The 20,676-nt window shown below is 73.6% G+C and carries 16 protein-coding genes and 1 pseudogene; 13 read left to right on the forward strand and 4 right to left on the reverse strand.

The genetic code is table 11. The features are described from left to right. The 6 genes and pseudogenes from A5481_RS24820 to A5481_RS24845 all read left to right on the forward strand — a co-directional run. Window positions 1-2,613, forward strand: a pseudogene (locus A5481_RS24820) (helicase-related protein); the annotation flags it as partial. Between the two features lie 108 nt (window positions 2,614-2,721). Continuing rightward, window positions 2,722-4,218, forward strand: coding sequence for a DUF2252 domain-containing protein (locus A5481_RS24825; RefSeq protein WP_082173061.1), 1,497 nt, complete (start codon window positions 2,722-2,724; stop codon window positions 4,216-4,218). A gap of 222 nt (window positions 4,219-4,440) precedes the next feature. Then, a complete protein-coding gene (locus A5481_RS24830) occupies window positions 4,441-5,109 on the forward strand; it encodes a haloacid dehalogenase type II (protein ID WP_048433421.1) in 669 nt (222 codons plus the stop codon). Window positions 5,110-5,325: 216 nt separating this feature from the next. Beyond that, window positions 5,326-6,636, forward strand: a complete 1,311-nt coding sequence (locus tag A5481_RS24835; protein ID WP_048433430.1) for an aspartate aminotransferase family protein — start codon at window positions 5,326-5,328, stop codon at window positions 6,634-6,636. Continuing rightward, a complete protein-coding gene (locus A5481_RS24840; RefSeq protein ID WP_048433420.1) occupies window positions 6,633-7,706 on the forward strand; it encodes a phosphotransferase in 1,074 nt (357 codons plus the stop codon). The genes A5481_RS24835 and A5481_RS24840 overlap by 4 nt, the downstream gene beginning before the upstream one ends. Window positions 7,707-7,803: 97 nt before the next feature. After that, window positions 7,804-8,280 (forward strand): Lrp/AsnC family transcriptional regulator, encoded by a 477-nt coding sequence (locus A5481_RS24845; protein WP_048433419.1) that lies wholly within the window; start codon window positions 7,804-7,806, stop codon window positions 8,278-8,280. Window positions 8,281-8,320: 40 nt separating this feature from the next. On the opposite strand, the gene A5481_RS24850 is transcribed toward A5481_RS24845, so the two are convergent. Then, complete coding sequence (locus A5481_RS24850) at window positions 8,321-10,165, reverse strand: sigma-54-dependent Fis family transcriptional regulator (protein ID WP_064504393.1); 1,845 nt, start codon at window positions 10,163-10,165, stop codon at window positions 8,321-8,323. A 274-nt stretch (window positions 10,166-10,439) separates the two neighbouring features. On the opposite strand from A5481_RS24850, the gene adh reads away from it, so the two are divergent. The 4 genes from adh (at window position 10,440) to A5481_RS24870 (ending at window position 14,283) form a co-directional block, all read left to right on the forward strand. After that, window positions 10,440-11,963, forward strand: coding sequence for an aldehyde dehydrogenase (gene adh, locus A5481_RS24855; protein ID WP_064504394.1), 1,524 nt, complete (start codon window positions 10,440-10,442; stop codon window positions 11,961-11,963). A gap of 156 nt (window positions 11,964-12,119) precedes the next feature. Next, window positions 12,120-12,485: a DUF779 domain-containing protein gene (locus tag A5481_RS24860; RefSeq protein ID WP_064504395.1), complete on the forward strand. Its 366-nt coding sequence runs from the start codon at window positions 12,120-12,122 to the stop codon at window positions 12,483-12,485. A gap of 71 nt (window positions 12,486-12,556) precedes the next feature. Beyond that, window positions 12,557-13,051: a cyclic pyranopterin monophosphate synthase MoaC gene (gene moaC / locus A5481_RS24865; protein WP_048436692.1), complete on the forward strand. Its 495-nt coding sequence runs from the start codon at window positions 12,557-12,559 to the stop codon at window positions 13,049-13,051. Continuing rightward, entirely contained in the window at window positions 13,048-14,283 is a 1,236-nt protein-coding gene (locus A5481_RS24870; RefSeq protein WP_048436691.1) for a molybdopterin molybdotransferase MoeA, read from the forward strand. Before moaC ends, A5481_RS24870 begins: the two co-directional genes overlap by 4 nt. A 45-nt stretch (window positions 14,284-14,328) precedes the next feature. On the opposite strand, the gene A5481_RS24875 is transcribed toward A5481_RS24870, so the two are convergent. Next, window positions 14,329-14,613, reverse strand: a complete 285-nt coding sequence (locus A5481_RS24875; protein ID WP_048436690.1) for a hypothetical protein — start codon at window positions 14,611-14,613, stop codon at window positions 14,329-14,331. A 389-nt stretch (window positions 14,614-15,002) separates the two neighbouring features. On the opposite strand from A5481_RS24875, the gene A5481_RS24880 reads away from it, so the two are divergent. From A5481_RS24880 to A5481_RS24890, 3 genes are all read left to right on the forward strand, one after another. Continuing rightward, the gene (locus tag A5481_RS24880) at window positions 15,003-15,290 is read left to right on the forward strand and encodes a NepR family anti-sigma factor (protein WP_082173506.1); all 288 of its coding nucleotides are present in this window, start codon (window positions 15,003-15,005) and stop codon (window positions 15,288-15,290) included. Window positions 15,291-15,298: 8 nt separating this feature from the next. Continuing rightward, on the forward strand, window positions 15,299-15,844 hold the full coding sequence (locus tag A5481_RS24885; protein WP_048436693.1) for a sigma-70 family RNA polymerase sigma factor: 546 nt from the start codon (window positions 15,299-15,301) through the stop codon (window positions 15,842-15,844). Window positions 15,845-16,098: 254 nt separating this feature from the next. After that, the gene (locus A5481_RS24890) at window positions 16,099-16,335 is read left to right on the forward strand and encodes a hypothetical protein (RefSeq protein ID WP_048436689.1); all 237 of its coding nucleotides are present in this window, start codon (window positions 16,099-16,101) and stop codon (window positions 16,333-16,335) included. A gap of 33 nt (window positions 16,336-16,368) precedes the next feature. On the opposite strand, the gene A5481_RS24895 is transcribed toward A5481_RS24890, so the two are convergent. Continuing rightward, on the reverse strand, window positions 16,369-19,458 hold the full coding sequence (locus A5481_RS24895) for a glycosyltransferase (protein WP_048436688.1): 3,090 nt from the start codon (window positions 19,456-19,458) through the stop codon (window positions 16,369-16,371). 105 nt (window positions 19,459-19,563) lie between these two features. Beyond that, on the reverse strand, window positions 19,564-20,553 hold the full coding sequence (locus tag A5481_RS24900) for an alpha/beta fold hydrolase (protein WP_048436687.1): 990 nt from the start codon (window positions 20,551-20,553) through the stop codon (window positions 19,564-19,566). Window positions 20,554-20,676: the final 123 nt, after the last annotated feature.

The following is a 20,676-nucleotide window of genomic DNA, read 5'->3' on the forward strand; positions in this document are numbered from 1 at the left end:
GGTGATCCTCGATCCCGGCTCGCCCGTGCGCCTGCGCCCCTTCACCGGCCAGGAGCACCAGCTTCCGACGCTCTACGGCCGGCTCGTCACGGTGCTCGACTACGTGCCGGAGGCCCGCCTCGTGGTCGAGGCCGGGGCCGAGGCCCGCGCCGACGCCTTCTTCGAGCAGATCGCCGAGGGCGAGGCGAGCGAGGTCGGCCAACGCGGCAAGGCGGTGCCGCTCTACCTGACGCCCGCGGAATGGCGGAAGACCGCGAAGGCCCGTGCGGTGGCGCAGGCGAATGCCGAGGAGCGCGCGAGCGCCGGCCGGGCCCGGCCTTCTCGGCCTACCTGCGCGAGCGGCTGAGGGCCGGCGAGCGGGTGGTGCTGGCCGGCGACGGCGCCGCGCTCAAGCGCCTGTCGCGCCAGGCCGCGCGGGCGGCGGAGCGCGGCGTCCGGCCCGTCGCCGACTGGTTCGAGGCCGTCGCGGCCAAGCCCGGTGAGGTCGTGGCGCTGACCGCCCCCCTCGATGCGGGCTTCCGGGTCCCGGATTGCGCCGCCACGGTGATCGCGGCGGCGGACGTCCATGGCGGCACCTCGCTCAAGGCGGGGGCCGGCCAGCCGGTGATCCTGCCGATGGGCGAGGTGGATCTCAGGGTCGGCGACGTCGCGGTCGACCGCGACCACGGGCTGTGCGTGTTCGAGGGCCTGGAGCGGATCGGCACCGGCGACGGCGGCAGCACCGAGGCCCTGCGCCTGCGGTTCTCCGATGACGCGATCCTGATGGTGCCGGTCGCCCAGGCCGACCGGATCTGGCGCTACGGCTCGGAGGAGGAGGCCGTCACCCTCGACAAGCTCGAGGGCGGCACCTGGCCGAAGCGGCGCCTCACCACCGAGGCGGGGCTTGCCCGGGCCGCCCGCGCCATGCTGGCGGCGGCCGAGGAGCGTCGCGCGGCGAGGGCGCCGGCCCTGGTGCCGCCCGAGCGCGAGATGGAGCGGTTCGGCGCCGGCTTCGGCTTCCCGCTCACGCCCGACCAGGCCCGGGCCGTCGACGGGGCGCTCCAGGACCTCGCCGGCGAGCGGCCGATGGACCGGCTGGTCTGCGGCGATGTCGGCTTCGGCAAGACCGAGGTGGCCCTGCGCGCCGCCGCCGCGGCGCTGCTCGCCGGCAGGCAGGTGGCGATCGTGGCCCCGACCACCGTGCTGGTGCGCCAGCACCTGCGCACCTTCGAGCGGCGCTTCGCCCGCTTCGGCATCGGCGTCGCGCAGCTCTCGCGGCTCGAGGGACCCGCGGAGGCCAGGCGCGTGCGCCAGGGCCTCGCCGACGGCTCGATCCGCCTCGTCGTCGGCACCCACGCGCTCGCCGGGCGCGGCGTCGCCTTCGCCGATCTCGGCCTCGTGGTGATCGACGAGGAGCAGCGCTTCGGCGCCGCCCTGAAGGAGCGCCTGCGCACGCTGGCGGGCGACGCCCACGTGCTCACGCTCACCGCGACGCCGATCCCCCGCACCCTGCAATCGGCGCTGGTCGGCATGAAGTCGCTCAGCGTGATCGCGACGCCGCCGGCGGTGCGTCAGCCGATCCGCACCGTCCTGACCCCGCTCCACGACGACACCCTGCGGGCGGCGCTGATGCGCGAGAAGGGCCGCGGCGGCCAGAGCTTCGTCGTCTGCCCGCGGATCGAGGAGATCGGCCCGATGGCCGAGCGCCTGACGGCGCTGGTGCCGGAACTGACGACCGTCGTCGCCCACGGCGAGATGAAGCCGGCCGCGCTCGACGAGATCATGGTGCGCTTCGCCGACGGCGAGGGCGACGTGCTGCTCGCCACCTCGATCATCGAGAGCGGGCTCGACGTGCCGCGGGCCAACACCATGCTGGTCCTCGACGCCGAGCGCTTCGGCCTCGCCCAGCTGCACCAGCTGCGCGGCCGGGTCGGCCGCGGCCAGCGCCGGGGCGTCACCTACCTGCTGACCCGGCCCGACCGCGAGCTGCCGCCGGCCGCCGAGAAGCGCCTGCGGACGCTCGAGGCCCTCGACCGCCTCGGCGCGGGCTTCGCCATCAGCGCCCGCGACCTGGATCTCCGCGGCGCCGGCGACCTCGTCGGCGAGAACCAGGCCGGCCACGTCAAGCTGATCGGGCTCGGCCTCTACCAGCACCTGCTGCAACTGGCGCTCCGTGCCGCCAAGGGCGAGCCGGCGGAGGATTGGGCGCCGGAGATCCGCCTCGGCCTCGCCGGCGACGTGCCGGAGGATTACGTGCCCGAGCCCGAGATCCGCCTCGGCCTCTACACCCGCCTCCTGCGCCTCGGTTCCGCCGAGGAGGTCGAGGCCCTGCGCGGCGAGGTCGAGGACCGGTTCGGGCCGCCGCCCAAGGGCGTGCGGGCCCTGTTCGCGCTCGCCCACCTGCGCGTCGCCTGCCTCGCCCTCGGCGTCGCCCGCCTCACCGGCGGCCCGCAGGGGCTGGCCGTGGATTTCCGGCCCGGCTGCGCGCCCGCGGCGATGCCGCTCTCCGAGGAGATCACGGCCCGCGACGGGCGCCTGATCCTGCGTCGCCCCGGCGACGACCCGGACCGGCGCGGCGAGACGGCGGCGGAGTTCCTGCACCTCATCCAGGAGGCCCGCGACCATCAGGGCTGAGCGGCAGCACGTTCCGGGGACGGGATTTCATCCCGCCCCCGGAACGTTCGGCCATGGCCAAGGTTGAATCCCGTGCCCCGGACCGGGGCCGCCGACGAGCCCCCTTCCATGGACAGACACATCCCGGACCGCCCGCCCGAGAGCGACGCCCCCGGCGAGGATGCGGGCGGCGCGCCGCCCGAGGACATCGTGCTGGAGCCGCTCGCCGACTTCCCTCATATCGACCTGCGCACCCCCGGCGAGCCGTGGGAGAAGCGCCGCGCCGCCGGCAAGGCCCTGCGTGTCAGGGTGCCGCATGACGGCCACGGACCGGCGCCGGCGACGGGCGACCGGCCCGACCCGGTCGGGCTGATCGAGGCGGCGCAGGCCGGGCGCCAGGAGCGCCTGATCCCGCTGCGCGTCGCCCGGATGGCGAGCTCGCCCTTCGCCTTCCTGCGGGGCGCCGCCACGGTGATGGCGTGGGACCTCGCCCGGACGCCGACGAGCGGCATCGACGTGGTGATGAACGGCGACGCCCACATCTCGAATTTCGGGCTGTTCGGCACGCCCCAGCGCGACATCGTGCTGGATCTCAACGACTTCGACGAGGTCACGATCGGCCCGTGGGAATGGGACCTCAAGCGGCTCTGCGCCAGCATCGAGGTCGCCGCCCGCGACCTCGACGTGCCGGGCCCGGAGCGGCGCGAGGCGGTGCTGGCGGCGGCCCACGGCTACCAGCACACCATGACCGAGCTGGCGCCGCAGGGCCCCCTCGACGTCTGGCACCGCGCGGCCCGGGCCGAGGACCTGGATTTCAGCGGGATCGCGATCGACGACGAGTCCCGCGCGGTGGTGGAGCGGGCGGTCGAGAAGGCGCGCAAGCGCCACAACAAGAGCCTGCTCGCCCGGATCGGCGAGCGCCGGGTCGACGGCGGCTGGCGCTTGCGCCAGGACCCGCCGATCCTGACCTGGGTCGACGGCGACACCCGCGAGGCGGTGACCGCCGGGTTGGAGCGCTACGCCGAGACCCTGCCGCGGGAGCGCCGGTTCATGCTGAGCCGCTACCACGTCGTCGACGTCGCCCACCGGGTCGTCGGCGTCGGCAGCGTCGGAACGCGGGCCTACGTGGCGCTTCTCTGCGGCAATTCCGACCAGGACGTGCTCTTCCTGCAGGTGAAGGAGGCGGTGCGCCCCGCCCACGCGCCGTACGTCGCCGGCATGCCCGAGCCCTACGCCTCGCACGAGGGCGAGCGGGTGATCTACGGCCAGCGCCTGCTCCAGGCGGTCGGCGACCCGCTGCTCGGCTGGACCAGCATCGACGACCGGCCGTTCTACGTCCGCCAGATGAAGAACATGAAGGGCGAGATCCCGCTCAGCTGCATGCGCGGGCAGCCGCTGGTCTACTTCTCCTGGGCCTACGGCGCGCTGCTGGCCCGGGCCCATGCCCGCACCGGCGACGCGGCCGCCATCGCCGGCTATTGCGGCCGCGACCGCCACGCCGACTTTCGCGAGGCCCTGGCCGACTGGGCGCGGGCCTATGGCGACCGGAACGCGGAGGATCACCGCCTGTTCCTGGAGGCGATCCGGGCGGGGCGGCTGGAGGCGGCGGAGGACCCGCAGCTCTGAGCCGGCGCGGCGCTGCCGCCGCGCCCCCGTCCCGGAAAGGCGCCGCGACGCGAGGCTCCGAGACGGCCCCGGGGGCGGCAGAACGTGCCGCCGCGCCGGCCCGCGACGGCAGCGGCGTGCCGCGATGCGGGCGAAAACAGCGCACGCTCTTCCGGGCGAATCCCTACCCTGACGACCAGTCGATGCGGTGCATCACCTGGTCGTAATGTCGGGATACGTTCGATGGCCTCCTTCAAGCCGAAGTTCATCACCTTCGATTGCTACGGCACCCTGATCTACTTCGAGATGGCGCCGGCCGCCCGCGCGCTCTACGCCGACCGCGTCCGGCCCGAGGCGATGGACCGCTTCGTCCGGGACTTCTCGAACTACCGGCTCGACGAGGTGCTCCACGACTTCAAGCCCTACAGGGACGTGGTCGCCAACGCCCTGATCCGCACCTGCACGCGCAACGGGGTCGCGTACCGCGACGGCGACGCCGACACGATCTACGCCGCGATCCCGGGCTGGGGCCCGCATCCGGACGTGGTCGAGCCGCTGACGCGCGTGGCCCGGGAATTCCCGATCGTCGGCCTCACCAACTCGATGATCGACCTGATCCCGGCCGGCATCAGGAGCCTCGAGGCTCCGTTCCACGCCGTCATCACCGCCGAGGAGACCGGCGCCTACAAGCCGCACATGCGCGGCTTCGAGGTCATGCTCGACCGGCTCGGGGCGAAGCCCGAGGAGGTGATGCACGTCTCCTCGTCCTTCCGCTACGACCTGATGACCGCGGCCGACATGGATTTCGGCGCCCGCGTCCTCGTCGACCGCAAGCACGAGCCGCATTGCAGCGGCTACGCCACCCACGAGATCAAGGATCTCGGCGGCCTGCCGGGGCTGCTCGGCCTCTGACGGCCGGTACGATTGTGCAGGCCGGAATCACACCCTCCATCGGCATCCCGGGTTCTCGCCTCCGGCGAGCCCCAGGATGACGCGGCGTATGGCTGGCGCATGCGTCAGCTCTACGAATGTCACCATTCGAGCAGGCTTCGTCGAGCCGCGGCACAGGAGCCGCGCCCCGGCGCTTCTACCCCATCCCGGAGGTCCCCCGTGACCAAGATCGTCGACATGAGCATGCCCAACGCCTTCGTGCCGGGCAGCGTTGCGCTCTCGGCGCAGGACGAGGCGCTGGTCGCGCGCCGCGCCAGGGTGCTCGGGCCCGCCTACCGCCTGATGTACGAGGAGCCGCTGCACTTCGTGCGCGGCGAGGGCGTCTGGCTCTACGACACCGAGGGCCGCGCGTTCCTCGATGCGTACAACAACGTCGCCTCGGTCGGTCATTGCCACCCGCACGTGGTCGAGGCGATCCGCCGCCAGGTCGGCACGCTGGCCACCAACACGCGCTACCTGCACGGCCTGATCCTCGACTACGCCGAGAAGCTGCTCGCGACCTTGCCCGCAGCGCTCGGCCACGTGATGTTCGCCTGCACCGGCAGCGAGGCCAACGACCTCGCCACCCGCATCGCCCGGGCCTATACCGGCGGCACCGGCATCATCATCACCGATTTCGCCTATCACGGCCTGACCCTGGCGGTGTCCGAATACTCGCCGACGCTGGGCAACGCGGTCCATCTCGGCTCCCACGTGCGCCGGGTGACGGCGCCCGCCGCCTACCGGACGGAGGGCGACGTCGCCGCCGCCTTCGAGGCCGGGGTCCGGGCCGCCATCGCCGACCTGCATCGCCACGGCATCAAGCCGGCGATGCTGATCGTCGACAGCCTGTTCACCAGCGACGGCATCCTGACCGAGCCGACCGCCTTCCTGAAGGGCGCCGTCGATGCGATCCACGAGGCCGGCGGCCTGTTCGTCGCCGACGAGGTCCAGCCCGGCTTCGGCCGCACCGGCGACACGATGTGGGGCTTCCAGCGCCACGGCGTGGTGCCCGACATGGTCACCCTCGGCAAGCCGATGGGCAACGGCCAGCCGATCTCCGGCGTGGTGATCCGCCCCGAGGTGGTCGATTCCTTCGGCCGGAACGCCCGCTACTTCAACACCTTCGCGGGCAACGCGGTCTCCTGCGCGGCCGCCCTGGCGGTGCTCGAGGTCATCGAGCGCGAAGGCCTGATGGCCAATGCCCGGGATGTCGGCGCCTACCTGCTCGACGGGCTGAAGGGCGTGGCGGCGCGCCACGAGGCGGTGGGCGACGTGCGCGGCGCCGGCCTCTTCGCCGCGGTCGAGATCGTGGCCGACCGGGCGAGCCGCGCGCCCGACCGCGAGCTGACGAGCCGGGTGGTCAACCGGATGCGCCAGGACGGGGTGCTGATCAGCGTCTGCGGTCCCGGCTACAACATCCTGAAGATCCGCCCGCCGCTCGTCTTCACGCGGGAGAACGCCGACACCTTCGTCGACGTGCTCGACCGGGCGCTCGCGGCCCGATGAGCAGGCCCGTCCCCGCCGGCGCGGCCGGCGATCCGTCGCCGCCCGCGTCGGCCTACCAGACGCCCGCCCCGCGGGCCGATGCCGACCGCCTCGCCGGGATCGTGGAGGCCGCCTTCGGGGTCGCGGCGGATCACGTCGAGCCGCTCGCCAGCGAGCGCGACCTGACCGCCCGCGTCGTCGCCCGCGACGGAAGCGGCTTCATCTTCAAGCTCGGGAACGCGGCCGACGATCCCGAGGTCCTGGCCTTCGAGAACCGCGCGCTCCAGCACGTCCGGGCGGTCGATCCCGGCCTGCCGGTCCCGGTCGTCGTCGCGGCGCCGTGCGGGCGGACGGAGGTCGCGATCGCGCTCGACGGGCACAACCATGTCGGCCGCCTCCAGACCTTCCTGCCGGGCTTTCCCGCCCACCGTGCCCGGCGCTCCGCCGCGCAAAGCCGCGCCTTCGGGCAGGGCCTCGCCCGGCTGTCGCGCGCGCTGCGCGACTTCCGTCATCCGGCGGAGGCGCGGCCGATCATCTGGGACATGAAGCGCGCCGGCGAGCTGGAGGCGCGCACGGTGCACATCGACGATCCCGAGAAGCGCCGCCTCGCCCGCGACGCCATCCGGCGCTTCGCCGAGATCGCGGCTCGCGGCGACCGCCTGCGCCAGCAGGTGGTCCACAACGACTTCCACTTCCACAACGTGCTCCTCGACCCGGAGGACCACGACGCGGTCAGCGGCATCATCGATTTCGGCGACATCGTCCGGACGCCGCTGGTCTACGACATCGCCATCGCCCTGTCGTTCCAGATGCGGGAAGGGGAGGAGCCGCTGTCCTGCGCCATCGCTTTCCTCGCGGCCTACCACGCCGTCGATCCGCTGCTGCCGGAGGAGGCCGCCCTGCTGGTCGACCTGATCGATGCCCGGAACGCCATGACGGTGACGATCTCCGAGTGGCGCTCCAAGCTCTATCCCGAGAAGGCGCCCTACCTCCTGCGCAACAACCCGACGGCGACGTTCGGCCTGTTCCACTTCGCCCGGCAGGACCGCGAGGCGTGTCGCCGGCACTTCCTGTCGGCCTGCGGCGCCTGAGCGGACGCGCCCTTGGCGGCGGACGGTCGGTCGCGTACCGTCCGCCGCTCAAGATCGGATCGTTCGAACTCTTCGCAATCCCGGACACATCCGCGCGATGAAACTCGACAGCATGGACATCAAGATCCTCTCCGAACTGCAGAAGAACGGGCGGATGACGAATGTCGAGCTGTCGGAGATCGTCAACCTGTCGCCGAGCCCGTGCCTCCTGCGCGTGAAGAAGCTTCAGGCCGCCGGCTACATCGCCGGATACTACGCCAGGATCAACATCGCGAAGCTGGGGCAGGCGCTGACGATCTTCACCGAGATCACGCTGAAGAACCACCGCCATTCCGACTTCGCCCGCTTCCTGACGGCGGTCGAGAAGGAGGAGTCGGTGATGGAGTGCCACAACATCTCCGGCGGCTACGATTACCTGGTGAAGTTCGTCGTCAGCGGCATCGGGCATTACCAGGCGATCATGGAGCGCCTGACCGAGCTGGACATCGGCATCGACAAGTATTTCAGCTACGTCGTGCTCAAGACCCCGATCGACCGGGACGAAGCGCCGCTGTCGTCCCTGTTCTCGCGGTAAGGGCGTAGGGCCTCGCCCCCGCACGGCCGGGCGGCGCTCCTTACGCCTCCGCCAGGCAGCGCCGGTAGAGCGTGCTGCGGCTGATCCCGAGGCTGCGGGCCGCCCGGCTGACATTGCCGCCATGGGCCGCCAGCGCCGCCCGCATCGCCTCGTGGGCGATCGTCTCCAGTCGGCACGCTGCCGGGGCGGGGCGGGGCGCGGGCGCCGGCCGCGCGGCGATCCCCTCGGGCAGGTCCTCCGGCCCGAGCACCTCGCCCGCCTCGGCCAACGCCGCCAGCGCCTTCAGGCAGGCGGCGAGCTGGCGCAGGTTGCCGGGCCACGCGGCCTCGGCCAAGGCCGCCTCGCACGCGGGCGACAGGGTCACGCGGCGGGCCGGGCCGTCGGACCGGGCCCAGAGGCCGCGCACCAGGGCGAGGCGGTCGGGCCGCTCGCGCAGGGCCGGCAGGCGGACCCGGTAGGGGGCGATGCGGTAGAAGAGGTCGGCCCGGAAGGCCCCATCCTCGACCATGCGGGACAGGTCGCGATGGGTGGCGCAGATCAGCGCGAAATCGACCGGGACCGGGCGGGTGCCGCCCACCGGCAGCACCTCGCGCTCCTGCAAGGCCCGCAGCAGGCGCGATTGCAGGGAGAGCGGCATGTCGCCGATCTCGTCGAGGAACAGCAGGCCGCCCTCGGCCTGACGCAGCAGGCCCTTGGCGCCGTGGCGCGCCGCCCCCGTGAAGGCGCCGGGCTCGTAGCCGAACAATTCGGCCTCGATCAGCGTCTCCGGCAGGGCCGCGCAGTTCACCGCCACGAAGGGCTTGTGCGCCCGTGCGCAGGCCGCGTGGGCGGCACGGGCGAACACCTCCTTGCCGGTTCCGGTCTCGCCCTCGACGACGACCGGGATGCCGGCATCGATCAGCCGCACGGCGCGGGCGAGGAGCTTCTCGGTGGCGGGATCGAGGATCGGCGCGTCGGGGTTCGGCGCCTCGGGGGGCCGATCGGCCGGGAGGCGGCGCCGCACCGGGGAAGGCGTGCCCTGGAGCCGGCCGTAGAGCGGCGCCCCGCCGGCATCGCGCAGGGACAGGAGGTTGGGGGCGAGGCCGCCGCCATGGCCGGCGGCGTGCTCGGCCCCGAGATCGCCCCAGGAGAGGCCGAGCAGCGCGAGACCGTGCCGGTTGGCGCCGACGAGGCGCCGTCCTTCGAGGACGAGCACGCCCTCGCGGGGCGTCCCGAGGAGCGCGGCATCCCGGTGCAGCCGCAGCACCTCGCAGCCCGGCGGCACCGCGTCGAGCAGCCGGTGCTCGATGGCGGCGACCGCGAGCCCGACCAGCCCGAGGGCGTGGCCCTGGTGGATCGCCGCCGGCCCCGTCAGGTCGAGGACGCCCAGCACGGTGCCGTCCGGGCCGAGGATCGGCATCGCCGCGCAGCTCAGGATCCGGTGCGGCTCGAAGTAATGCTCGGGCCCCCGCACCTCGACCGGGCGGCGCTCGACCAGCGCGGTGCCGATGGCGTTGGTGCCGGTCAGGCTCTCGTTCCAGGGCACGCCGGGGCGAAGCGCCACCTGCGCGGCGCGTCCGGCGAAGGAATCGCTGCCCAGCGTGTCCAGGATCAGCCCGTCGGCATCGGTGAGGATGACGAGGCTCCCGGTCGCCCGGGCCTCGGCGTGCAGCGCCTCGATCTCGGGCCGGCAGCTCTGGCGCAGGGCCTCGCTGCGGTCGAAGGCGGCCCGCATCTCGGCGGCGCCGAGCGGCTCGACCCGGGGGCGCTGCCCGAAATCGAGCCCGAGGGCGGCGCACCGCTCCCAGGAGCGCAGGATCGGCGGCGGCGGCTCCGCCACCCCCGGCCCGAAGGCCTGCCGCCGTGCGGCGAGCAGGGTGCGGGGCGTGGTCACGCGGCTCTGCATGCGCGGCGCGCCTCCCTGTGTCGCCGCCCGTCCGGGCGGCCTGTCGCTGTTTGCGACAAGTGTCGCAGGTGTCGCGCGCCGGATCCAGCGCGGCGACGGCCGGACGGGATCGGAGTTTGGTCCAACGTCGCGTGTCGGGACGGGCAAGTTTCAGTCCCGTCAACGGCTTGCCGAGAATCGGCCTCTGCCCGGCGCAGTTCGTCGGCCGGCTGGCACGCGCGCTGCCGGGTGATCTCCCGCCACACCCCGCCGACGGGAGACGTGGGAGGAACGCATGAACAAGCCGGAACTCTTCGCCGAGGCGAAAACGAAGTCGCCCTTCTCGGCCCGCTACGACAACTTCATCGGCGGCCGGTGGGTCGCGCCCGCGAACGGCCGCTATTTCGAGAACACGTCGCCGATCACCGGCGGGGTGATCTGCGAGGTCGCCCGCTCGGACGCGCAGGACGTCGAGCGGGCGCTCGACGCCGCCCACGCCGCGAAGGAGGCCTGGGGCCGCACGGCACCGGCCGAGCGCGCCCGCATCCTGCTCAAGATCGCCGACCGGATGGAGGACAACCTCGACCTGATCGCGCTGGCCGAGACCTGGGACAACGGCAAGCCGATCCGCGAGACCACCCACGCCGACATCCCGCTCGCCATCGACCACTTCCGCTACTTCGCCGGCTGCGTCCGGGCGCAGGAGGGCTCGCTCTCCGAGATCGACCACGACACCGTGGCCTACCACTTCCACGAGCCGCTCGGCGTCGTCGGCCAGATCATCCCGTGGAACTTCCCGATCCTGATGGCGGTCTGGAAGCTCGCGCCCGCGCTCGCCGCCGGCAACTGCGTGGTGCTCAAGCCCGCCGAGCAGACCCCGGCCTCGGTGCTGCTGCTCGCCGAGCTGGTCGGCGACCTCCTGCCGGCGGGCGTCCTCAACATCGTCAACGGCTTCGGCCTGGAGGCGGGCAAGCCGCTCGCCTCCTCGCCGCGGATCGCCAAGATCGCCTTCACCGGCGAGACGACGACCGGGCGGCTGATCATGCAATACGCCTCGCAGAACCTGATTCCGGTGACGCTGGAGCTCGGCGGCAAGTCGCCGAACATCTTCTTCTCCGACGTCGCGGCGCAGGACGACGACTTCCTCGACAAGGCGCTCGAGGGCTTCACGATGTTCGCCCTCAACCAGGGCGAGGTCTGCACCTGCCCGAGCCGGGCCCTGGTGCACGAATCGATCTACGACCGGTTCATGGAGCGGGCGATCAAGCGCGTCGAGGCGATCACGCAGGGTTCGCCCCTCGATCCCGCGACGATGATCGGCGCCCAGGCCTCGTCCGAGCAGCTCGAGAAGATCCTCAGCTACGTCGATATCGGCCGCCAGGAAGGCGCCGAGTGCCTGACGGGCGGGGCCCGCAACGTGAAGGAAGGCGAGTTCGCCGGCGGCTACTACATGCAGCCGACGGTGTTCCGCGGCCACAACCGGATGCGGATCTTCCAGGAGGAGATCTTCGGGCCTGTCCTGTCGGTCACGACCTTCAAGGACGACGCGGAGGCCCTGTCGATCGCCAACGACACCCTCTACGGCCTCGGCGCCGGCGTCTGGACCCGCGACGGCTCCCGCGCCTACCGCTTCGGCCGGGCGATCCAGGCCGGCCGCGTCTGGACCAACTGCTACCACGCCTACCCGGCCCACGCCGCCTTCGGCGGCTACAAGCAGTCCGGCATCGGCCGCGAGACCCACAAGATGATGCTCGACCACTACCAGCAGACCAAGAACCTGCTGGTCAGCTACTCGCCGAAGAAGCTCGGGTTCTTCTGAGAGCGGGTGGGAGGCAGGGCATGGCCCCGCCTCTCCGACGAGCGTCTTCGTGACAGGAGTGGCGCGGGCCCTCTTCTCTCCCCGCGGGCGGGGAGATGGAGCGGCCCGCGTCTCATCCGGTACCGAGGCCGGCCGATCCCACCCAAGGATGCCCCCATGACCGAACTCCCACCCCGCGTCACCGCCACCCCGGCCGCCCTCGCCCTGATCGCGTCCCTGCGCGCCGCGCACGGCCCGGTCCTGTTCCATCAATCGGGCGGCTGCTGCGACGGCTCGGCGCCGATGTGCTACCCCGTCCACGACTTCCTCGTCGGCGACGGCGACGTGCATCTCGGGGCGATCGGCGGAGCCGAGTTCTACATCAGCGCGCCGCAATACGAGGTCTGGAAGCACACCCAGCTCATCATCGACGTGGTGCCGGGCCGCGGCGGCATGTTCTCGCTCGAGAACGGCTCGGGGCAGCGCTTCCTCCTGCGCTCGCGGGTGTTCGGCGAGGACGAGCGCGCGGCTCTCGACGCCTGAGGCCGCGCGGGCCGTGGCGGGGCCGGCGGCGGGCGTGCTAAGCGCGGAAGACCTTCAGCCGGAGCCAGGCCATGCCGTCCCTGACCCATCTCGACGCCGCCGGCGCCGCCAACATGGTCGACGTCACCGACAAGGCCGCGACCGACCGCGCCGCCCGCGCCGAGGGCGTGGTGGTGATGAACCCCGGGACCCTGCGGCTGATCCGCGAGGGCGACGCCAAGAAGGGCGACGTGCTCGGCACCGCGCGGCTCGCCGGCATCATGGCGGCCAAGCGCACCCACGAGCTGATCCCGCTCTGCCACCCGCTGCTGCTGACCAGGGTTCGGGTCGAGGCCGAGCCAGACGAGGCCCTGCCGGGCATCCGGATCACCGCGGAGGTGCGGGTCCAGGGCCCGACCGGGGTCGAGATGGAGGCGCTGACCGCCGTCTCGGTCGCGTGCCTGACCGTGTACGACATGGTCAAGGCGGCGGACCGGGGCATGCGGGTCGAGGGGATCCGGCTCCTGCACAAGAGCGGAGGTCGCTCCGGCGTGTGGGAGGCGGTGTCGTCGGAGGTGAGCGCGTGAGCGCGCTCCTTCCCGTCTCCGAGGCGCTGGCGCGCATCCTGGCGGGCGCGACGCCCGTCGAGGCCGAGACTGTCGCGATCACCGCCGCCGCCGGCCGCACGCTGGCGGCGGACGTGCGGGCGCTGCGCACCCAGCCGCCCTTCGCGACCTCGGCGATGGACGGCTACGCCGTGCGCGCCGCCGACGTCGCCGGGGCCTCGCCCGAGGCCCCCGTGCGGCTCGCCGTCACCGCCACCAGCGCCGCCGGCCACGGCGCCCGCGGGCCGGTGGGCGCGGGCGAGGCGATCCGCATCTTCACCGGCGCGCCGCTGCCTTCGGGCGCCGATACGGTGGTGATCCAGGAGGATACCGAGCGCGACGGCGACGCGGTGCTGGCCAGGGCCGGCAATCCGCCGGGCCGCCACATCCGCGCCGACGGCCTGGATTTTCGCGAGGGCGACCGGCTGCTCGCTGCCGGCGAGCGCCTCGACGGCTGGCGGGTGGCGCTCGCCGCCGCCGGCGGTCATCCGACGCTCAGCGTCCGGCGACAGCCCCGGGTCGCGGTGCTCGCCACCGGCGACGAGCTGGTGCGGCCCGGCGAGCCGGCGGCCTGGGACCAGATCGTCGCCTCGAACGGGCTGGCGCTCGCCGCGATGGCGGAGGAAGCCGGCGCCGAGGCGATCGACCTCGGCATCGCCGGCGACACCTTCGCCGACCTCGAGGCCGCGATCGCCCGCGCCCGGGACGGACGGGCCGACCTCCTCGTCACGCTCGGCGGCGCCTCGGTCGGCGACCACGACCTCGTCCAGTCGGCGCTGACGCGCCAGGGCCTCGATCTCGGCTTCTGGCGCATCGCGCTCCGGCCCGGCAAGCCGCTGATGCACGGCCGCCTCGGGCCGATGGCGGTGCTGGGGCTGCCCGGCAACCCGGTCTCGTCGGTGGTGTGCGGGCTGCTCTTCGTCCAGCCGCTGATCCGGGCGCTCCTCGGCGACCCGGAGGCCGCATCCGACCGCAGCGAGCCGGGCCTCCTCGGGCGCGACCTGCCGGCCAATGACGGCCGCCAGGACTACATGCGGGCCGCTCTCGATACCGCGCCGGACCGGCTGCCGGTGGTCCACCCGGCCGAGCGCCAGGATTCCTCGATGCTCTCGGTGCTCGCCCGCTCCGAGGCGCTGCTGATCCGCGCGCCCCACGCGCCGGCGGCCCGGGCCGGCGATCCCTGCCGCATCCTGCGGCTCGACCGGGGGCTGTGATGCCGGGGGACCGCGCGTCCCCCGGCGGCCTCCGGGTCTGTCGGCCTACTCGTCGGCTGAGGTCTTGCCGCCGGTCTTGCGGTCGTAGGCGGTGATCGCCGCCCGGCACTGGGGCGAGAGGCGGGCGCGGTTGCGCGCGAAGCAGCGCTCGACCTCCGGGCTGTCCGGGTCGGCGCCGGCGCAGAGCTTGAAGTAGTCGCCGGCACAATTCATCTGCAGGCCCTGATCGTCCCGCTGGGCCAAAGCCGGCGTCGCGGCCAATGGGGTCAGGGCCAGGATCGTCAGGAAGGCCGCGGTGGCGGCGGGCGCACGAAGCGACTTCGGGTTCAAGATGTCATCCCCGCTGGAACATGTAGGCCCTAGGGTAGGGGTCGCGGGCGGCCGGACAAGCGCGGAGAGGTCACACCGGCGCGAGGATGCGCGCGGCACCGGTGCGTGCCGGGCGGCCCACCCCCCGACCTCGCCGCCGGCACCAGATCTTGGCCGTATTGCTGCCGCACTGCACAGTTCAGGAGGCGCGATGCGCGCGGGACGGCGCGCCTCCCAAGGCTAAGCTCGGATTAAAGTTCGCTGAATACCGGTTTCAGATCGCATTAAAATCCACGGCTTTATTGCGGCGCAGAACGAAGCACGAGGCGGCCCCCGATCGGCGCCCGCGGCTCCGGCGGACATCCCGTCCGCCGCCGCCCGGCCCCCATCAGCCGCGAGGCGATGCGGCGATGCGCGACGACGAGATCGACACCGGCGCTCCGGCCGGACCTGAGCCGAGATCCCGCGGGCGGCCCGTGGGACGGGGAGAGCTCGACGCCGAGACCCGGCGGCGGCTCGGGCGCGCGCTTCGCGCCCACTACGACGACCTGTTGAGCGCGCCGGTGCCCGATCGCTTCGCCGCGCTCGTCGCCGGGCTGGATGCCGGGATGCCGGCCGGTTCCCCGGCCGTCGCCACGCCCGCGCGAGCCGGCGCCGCGGCCGAGGACGCCGATCCCGGACAGGAGGATGCGCGATGACCCCGTCGATGACCTCCGTCGATCCCGAGATGCGCGCGCTGCTCCTCGCGGCGATCCCGGCGCTGCGCGCCTTCGCGTTCTCTCTGACCCGCGACTTCGACCGCAGCGACGACCTGGTGCAGGAGACGCTGGTGCGGGCCTGGACCAAGGCCGACAGCTTCACCCCCGGCACCAACCTCTACGCCTGGCTGTTCACCATCCTGCGCAACCTGTTCTACTCCGAGCAGCGCAAGCGCCGGCGCGAGGTCGAGGACGCCGACGGGGTGATGGCCGGGCGGCTGACCGCCCTGCCGGACCAGGAGGCGCGGGTCGAGCTGTCGGCCTTCCAGGAGGCGCTGAGCACCCTGCCGGCGAGCCAGCGCGAGGCGCTGGTCCTGGTGGGGGCGCAGAACTTCACCTACGAGGAGGCGGCCGAGATCTGCGGCGTCGCCGTCGGTACGATCAAGAGCCGTGTCAGCCGGGCGCGCGGCCGCCTGATCGAGCTGCTCGGCATGACCGGCCCCGACGACATCGGCAGCGACGGCACGACGCTGGCGGCCATGAGCCACCTTTGATGAGCCACCTGTGATGAGACACCCGTGGTGCGCCACCTGCGATCGGGCCTGCCCGTTCCGGCCTGCGCCGTCCGAGGCGCGGGCCGGGCACGCATGGGAAGACCGGCGTTCGGCGGCACGCACTCGGCTGCCTGGACCCGTCTGGTGACCTGCGGGAACCGTTTCCCGGTCTCCGGGGTTTCGACGACCCAGCGGTAGGCCGGCCCCGTCGCCGATCCGGCCGCGCCGCCGTCCCGTTCCGGAGTTGGTTTCCGATGCCCCGCCCCTACGAAGCCGTCGCGGACGCGGTCCGCACCGCCCGCGCCATCGTGATGCAGGAGGGGACCGCCCTCGCCGCGGCGGTCCGGGCCGGCGACGATGCCGCCATCGAGGCCGCGAGCTGCGACCTCGTCAGCCGGATCGCCCAGGCGATCCTCGACGCGGAGAACGAGGCGATGGGCCGCAACCTCCTCGCCGTCGATCCCTTCCCGGCCAAGCGCCTGAGCGCCTGACGTTCTGTCCGCGTCGGGCGCCCGGGATCCGCCTCAGGGGTCCGGATCGTCCGCGCTGGGCTTCGCTGCGGCCTTCGCTCCCGCCTCGATCGCCGCCTCGTAGGCCGCGAGGCTCGGCGCCGTCGCCGGCAGGACCGGCACGACGACGTCGGCGAGTTCGCCGCGGGCGGCCACCAGCGCGTCGAGCAGGAGCGCGGTGTCGCGGGTGAACGGGAGCAGCAGGCCGCCGCCTCGCGCGCGGATGCGCTCGGCCGGGGCGCCGGTGTCGAGGGCGATGACCGGGTAGCCGGCCGCCCAGACTTCCGACAAGACGTAGGAATAGGTCTCGGGCCAGACGCTCGACAGGAACACGTAGTCCGGATCGGCGTCGGCGAGGAGGCGCGGCAGGTCCTCCGGCTCGTAGGCGCCGGTCACCGTCAGGTTGCCGAGCCCTTCGATCCGCCTCGGGTCGGCGACGCGGCCGATCACCGTGAAGGCGATCGGCCGGCGCTCCCGGGCCGCCCGCTCGGCGAGCGCCACGACGAGCTCGAAGCCCTTGTGGCTGCCGATGCCGCCGACGAGCGCGACCCGCACCGCGCCGGTGCGCGGCCGGTACGGCCGGGCGGAACCGGTCGAGGCCATCGCCTCGGGATGCGGCACTACCGCGATGCCGGTGAGGCCGAGGCGGCGGGCGTAGCGCTCGGCGGTATCGCACGAGGGCGCGACCAGCCGTCGGGCCCCGCGCAGGATGCGTTCATTCGTCGCCAGCCAGCCGTCGAGGCCGCCGCCCATCAGGACGTTCTGGTCGCCGTAATCGTAGGCGACCCCCCGCACCGTGCAGTGGCGGCAGACATCCGCCGGCGGTTCCTCGCAGTAGACGTCGCGCCCGTCGACCAGATGCACCTTCGGGCAGTACCACTGGAAATCGTGGAGCGTGACCGCGTAGGGCCAGCGGCCCGAGAGCAGGCGGTCGAGGAAGGCCGCATCGTAGCCGAAGCGGGCGTTGAGGTGCAGGTCGACCGCGACGCCCCGTTCCTCCAGCGCCTCGAAGAGCCCGAACAGCTCCTCCGGCCGCAGGGTCAGGCGCGCGCCGGCACCGTCGAGGGCGAGGGCGAGGCGCGTCCCCGCGGGCGCGAGATGGCCGATCTCGTGGTCCTTCGCCCGGGCGAGCCCGCTGACCTGGTCGACGTAGCGCGTCGCGCCGCCGCCGAGGCCGTGGCCGACATGAAGGGTGAGGCGTCGGACCCGCTCGGCGACGAGGCCGGTGAGGACCGCGTGCCGCAAGGGCCGGAGCGGATCGGCGGCGATGAAGGCGTCGACCTCGTCCTGGTATTCCGGATAGAGGGCGACGAGGCGCGCGTGGTTGCGCTCCAGGATCGCCAGCCGCTCGGACCGGCCGAACGAGACCGAGCCCTCGTGCTCGACATAGGTGTCGGTGGCGGCGACGTGGATCCAGCCGAGGTCGCGGGCCTTGAGGCACCAGTCGACCTCCTCGCAATAGCCCCGGCCCCATTCGGGCGAGAGCGCGCCGACCTCGTCGAGGGCCTGCCGGTTGAGGTAGAGGCAGAAGCCGATGCCGGTCGGGATCGTCACCGGCTGCGGCGCCGCGGCCTCCAGCGCCGCGTCGATTGCCGCGGGGGAGAGCCCGAGGAGCGGTCCTTGCGCCTCCGGCATGCCGGGGAAGCCCAGGATGGTGGCGTTGTTGGAGAGCGGGGTGGCGCTGGCGATGCCGGGACGGCCGTGGCAGGCACGGGCCAGCTTCTCCAGCGCGCGGGGCGCCAGCACCGTGTCGGCGTTGACGAGGATGCAGTCCTCGCCCGGCTCCAGCAGGGCGAGGCCGCCGTTCACCGTGCCGATGAAGCCGAGATTCTCGCGGTTGCGCAGGACCGTCAGGCCCGGATGCGCCGCGGCCGCGAGCCCGTCGAGATACCGGGTGACGGCGGCGTCGGGCGAGGCGTCGTCGATCACCAGGGCGCGCAAGCGCCCGGGCGCGAGCTGCGGTAGGAGCGAGGCGAGGCAGGCCTCGAGGTCGGACAGGCCGTTATAGACCGGCACGATCGCGCAGGCCGGCGGCGGCGTGCGGCCGCTCTCCGGCGCGACCTCGGGCGCCGCCGGCTCGGCGAGGACGAGGCGCGCGCCGCCGCCGGGCCGGATCGCCGCCACCATTCGGTCGCGCAGGGCGAGGCGCTCGGCGAACGTCGCCGAGGGGTCGTCGGGCAGCAGGAGGGCGCGCGCCTCGGCCCGGGCGAGATCGATGCTGCCGCGCAGGTGGCCGATCACCTCGCCCGCGCCGATCGGCCCGACCGCCAGGTCGGTGCCGGGCTTGAGCGCGCCGGGCGGGAAGGCGAAGGCGGCCGAGTGGCGGCCGAACCGCTCCAGCAGGTCGGGCCGGGGATGGGTCTCGACCTGGGCCACCTCCTCGCCGAAGCGGACCGCCCGGATCGTGCTCGGCCGGTCGGGCCCGGCCGCGTCGAACACCCACCCGGTGACGCGGCTCGGCGCCTCGACGTGCAGGCTGGCGCGCAGCCGCGGGGCGTAGTCGCCGAGGGAGACCGCGGTGGCGCCGGCCCGCACCCCGATCGCGTGGGGCTGCCCGTCGAGGGCCCAGGCCGGCAGGGTGAGGCGGAAGCCGTTCCAGCCGCCCTCGCGGCCCCCGAAGCGCAGCTCCGGCCGGTAGAGCTCGGGCCGAACCGGCTCGCCCTCCAGGCCGTCGACCACGAGGTGGACCGCCGGCAGCGGCTCGGAGGACAGCGACGAGACCCAGCCCGTGAGGACGCCGCCGACGACGCCGTCGAGGTGGAGCGTGTGGCAGCCCGGCCCGACGGCGATCCGCCGCTGGTCGGCGCGGCCCGGCTCCGTCACCGTCAGCCGCAGGGTCGCCGCCGTCCCGAACAGCGCGGGATCGAGGGCGGCATGCAGGTAGGCGGTGCCGCCCTCGACAAAGCGGCGATCGAAGGCCAGCGCGTGCTCGCGCTCGCCGCCCCGGGCCAGGGTGAGCCCGACCTCGTCCGGATCCGCGTCCGGGTTGAGGGCGACCAGGATGCCGCACCGGTAGGCCTCGGCCCAGGCGACCGGGCCCGGGGGCGGCACGAACCACTGGCGCCCCGTCTCGGCGAGGCGCCGCGCACGTTTCAGGATCGTCACGTCGCTCAGAGTCCGCACAGAAGGAGGGAGCCGCCGGCGGGTGGGCCGGAGGCCGTCGAGACTGTTCCTAGCCGAGACCGGGACCGTCTGCGAACCGCCGCGCCGTCACGGACGGGCCGGATGTCCGCAGGAATCGTTCGAGGCCGCCGCGATGGCGGCCAGAATCCGGTCGGGCGCGATGTGATGCAGCATGTGGCCGGCGCCCTCGACCGCGACGAGTCGGCTTCCGGGGATCCGCCGGTGGAGCGCTGCCGACTGGTCGGCGTGGGAGACCAGGCGGTCGCCGGTGCCGGACAGGATCGTCACGGGCATCCGCAGCTCGCCGTAATGCGGCCGCAGCGCGAAGGCGTCCGGCACCAGCAGGGCCGATTCGGCCGCGGCGCTGCGCAGCTGTGAGGGCCGCAGCACCATCTCGACCGGAAAGTCCCGGGCGAAGCGCTCCGGCACCGGGGCCGGGCCGAACAGGCGGGACAGGATGCGCGGCCAGAGCAGGCGGCCCGCGACCGGCGCGACGGTGTGGCTGACGAGGTCGCCCAGGCCCGGCAGACCTTGCGGAGCGAAGAGCACGCCGTCGAGCCGGGGCGTGGGGAAGTAGTAGCCGGATTCGAGGATCAGGGCCCGCACTCGGCCCGGGTCCTGCAGGGCGAGCGCGATCGCCACCTGCGTTCCCCAGGAATGGCCGAGCACGACGGCCTCGCTCACGCCCAGGCTGTGCAGGGCGCCCCGGATCAGCCCGGCCTGCATCGCGGGCGTCCAGATCCGGCTGCGCGGCCGCGCGCTGTAGCCGAAGCCCGGCCGGTCGACGACGACGACCCTGTGCGTTTCAGCGGCCCGCTCGACGAGGCCGCTGACGAGCCAGTCCTGGATCAGGCTGCCGTTGCCGTGCAGCAGGACCAGCGCCGGCCCGCTGCCGCGCTCCAGCACGTGCAGCCGCGTGCCGCCGACCTCGACGAAGCGCCCGACCGGCGGCGTCGCGCGCTCGGCCGCCCTGGCCCGGCGGTTGGTCTCGACCGCGCCGGCCCCGAGCAACGCGGCTCCGGCCAGGGCGAGGCCGGCGACGGGGGAAAGGGTGGGGGAGTGGATGCGGGCAGCCATGGCGTCTCAACCGCGGGAGCGCCGGGTTGGTTCGGCGGCCCGCACCCGTCGCAGCTCGGAGTGGTGCCGCCCGCCGGGCCGCGGGACCGGCGGAGGCAGCGAGGGGAGTTCGGGTCTCCCCCT

Origin of the sequence: Methylobacterium platani, assembly GCF_001653715.1 — a bacterium.
Classification (GTDB): Bacteria; Pseudomonadota; Alphaproteobacteria; order Rhizobiales; family Beijerinckiaceae; genus Methylobacterium; species Methylobacterium platani.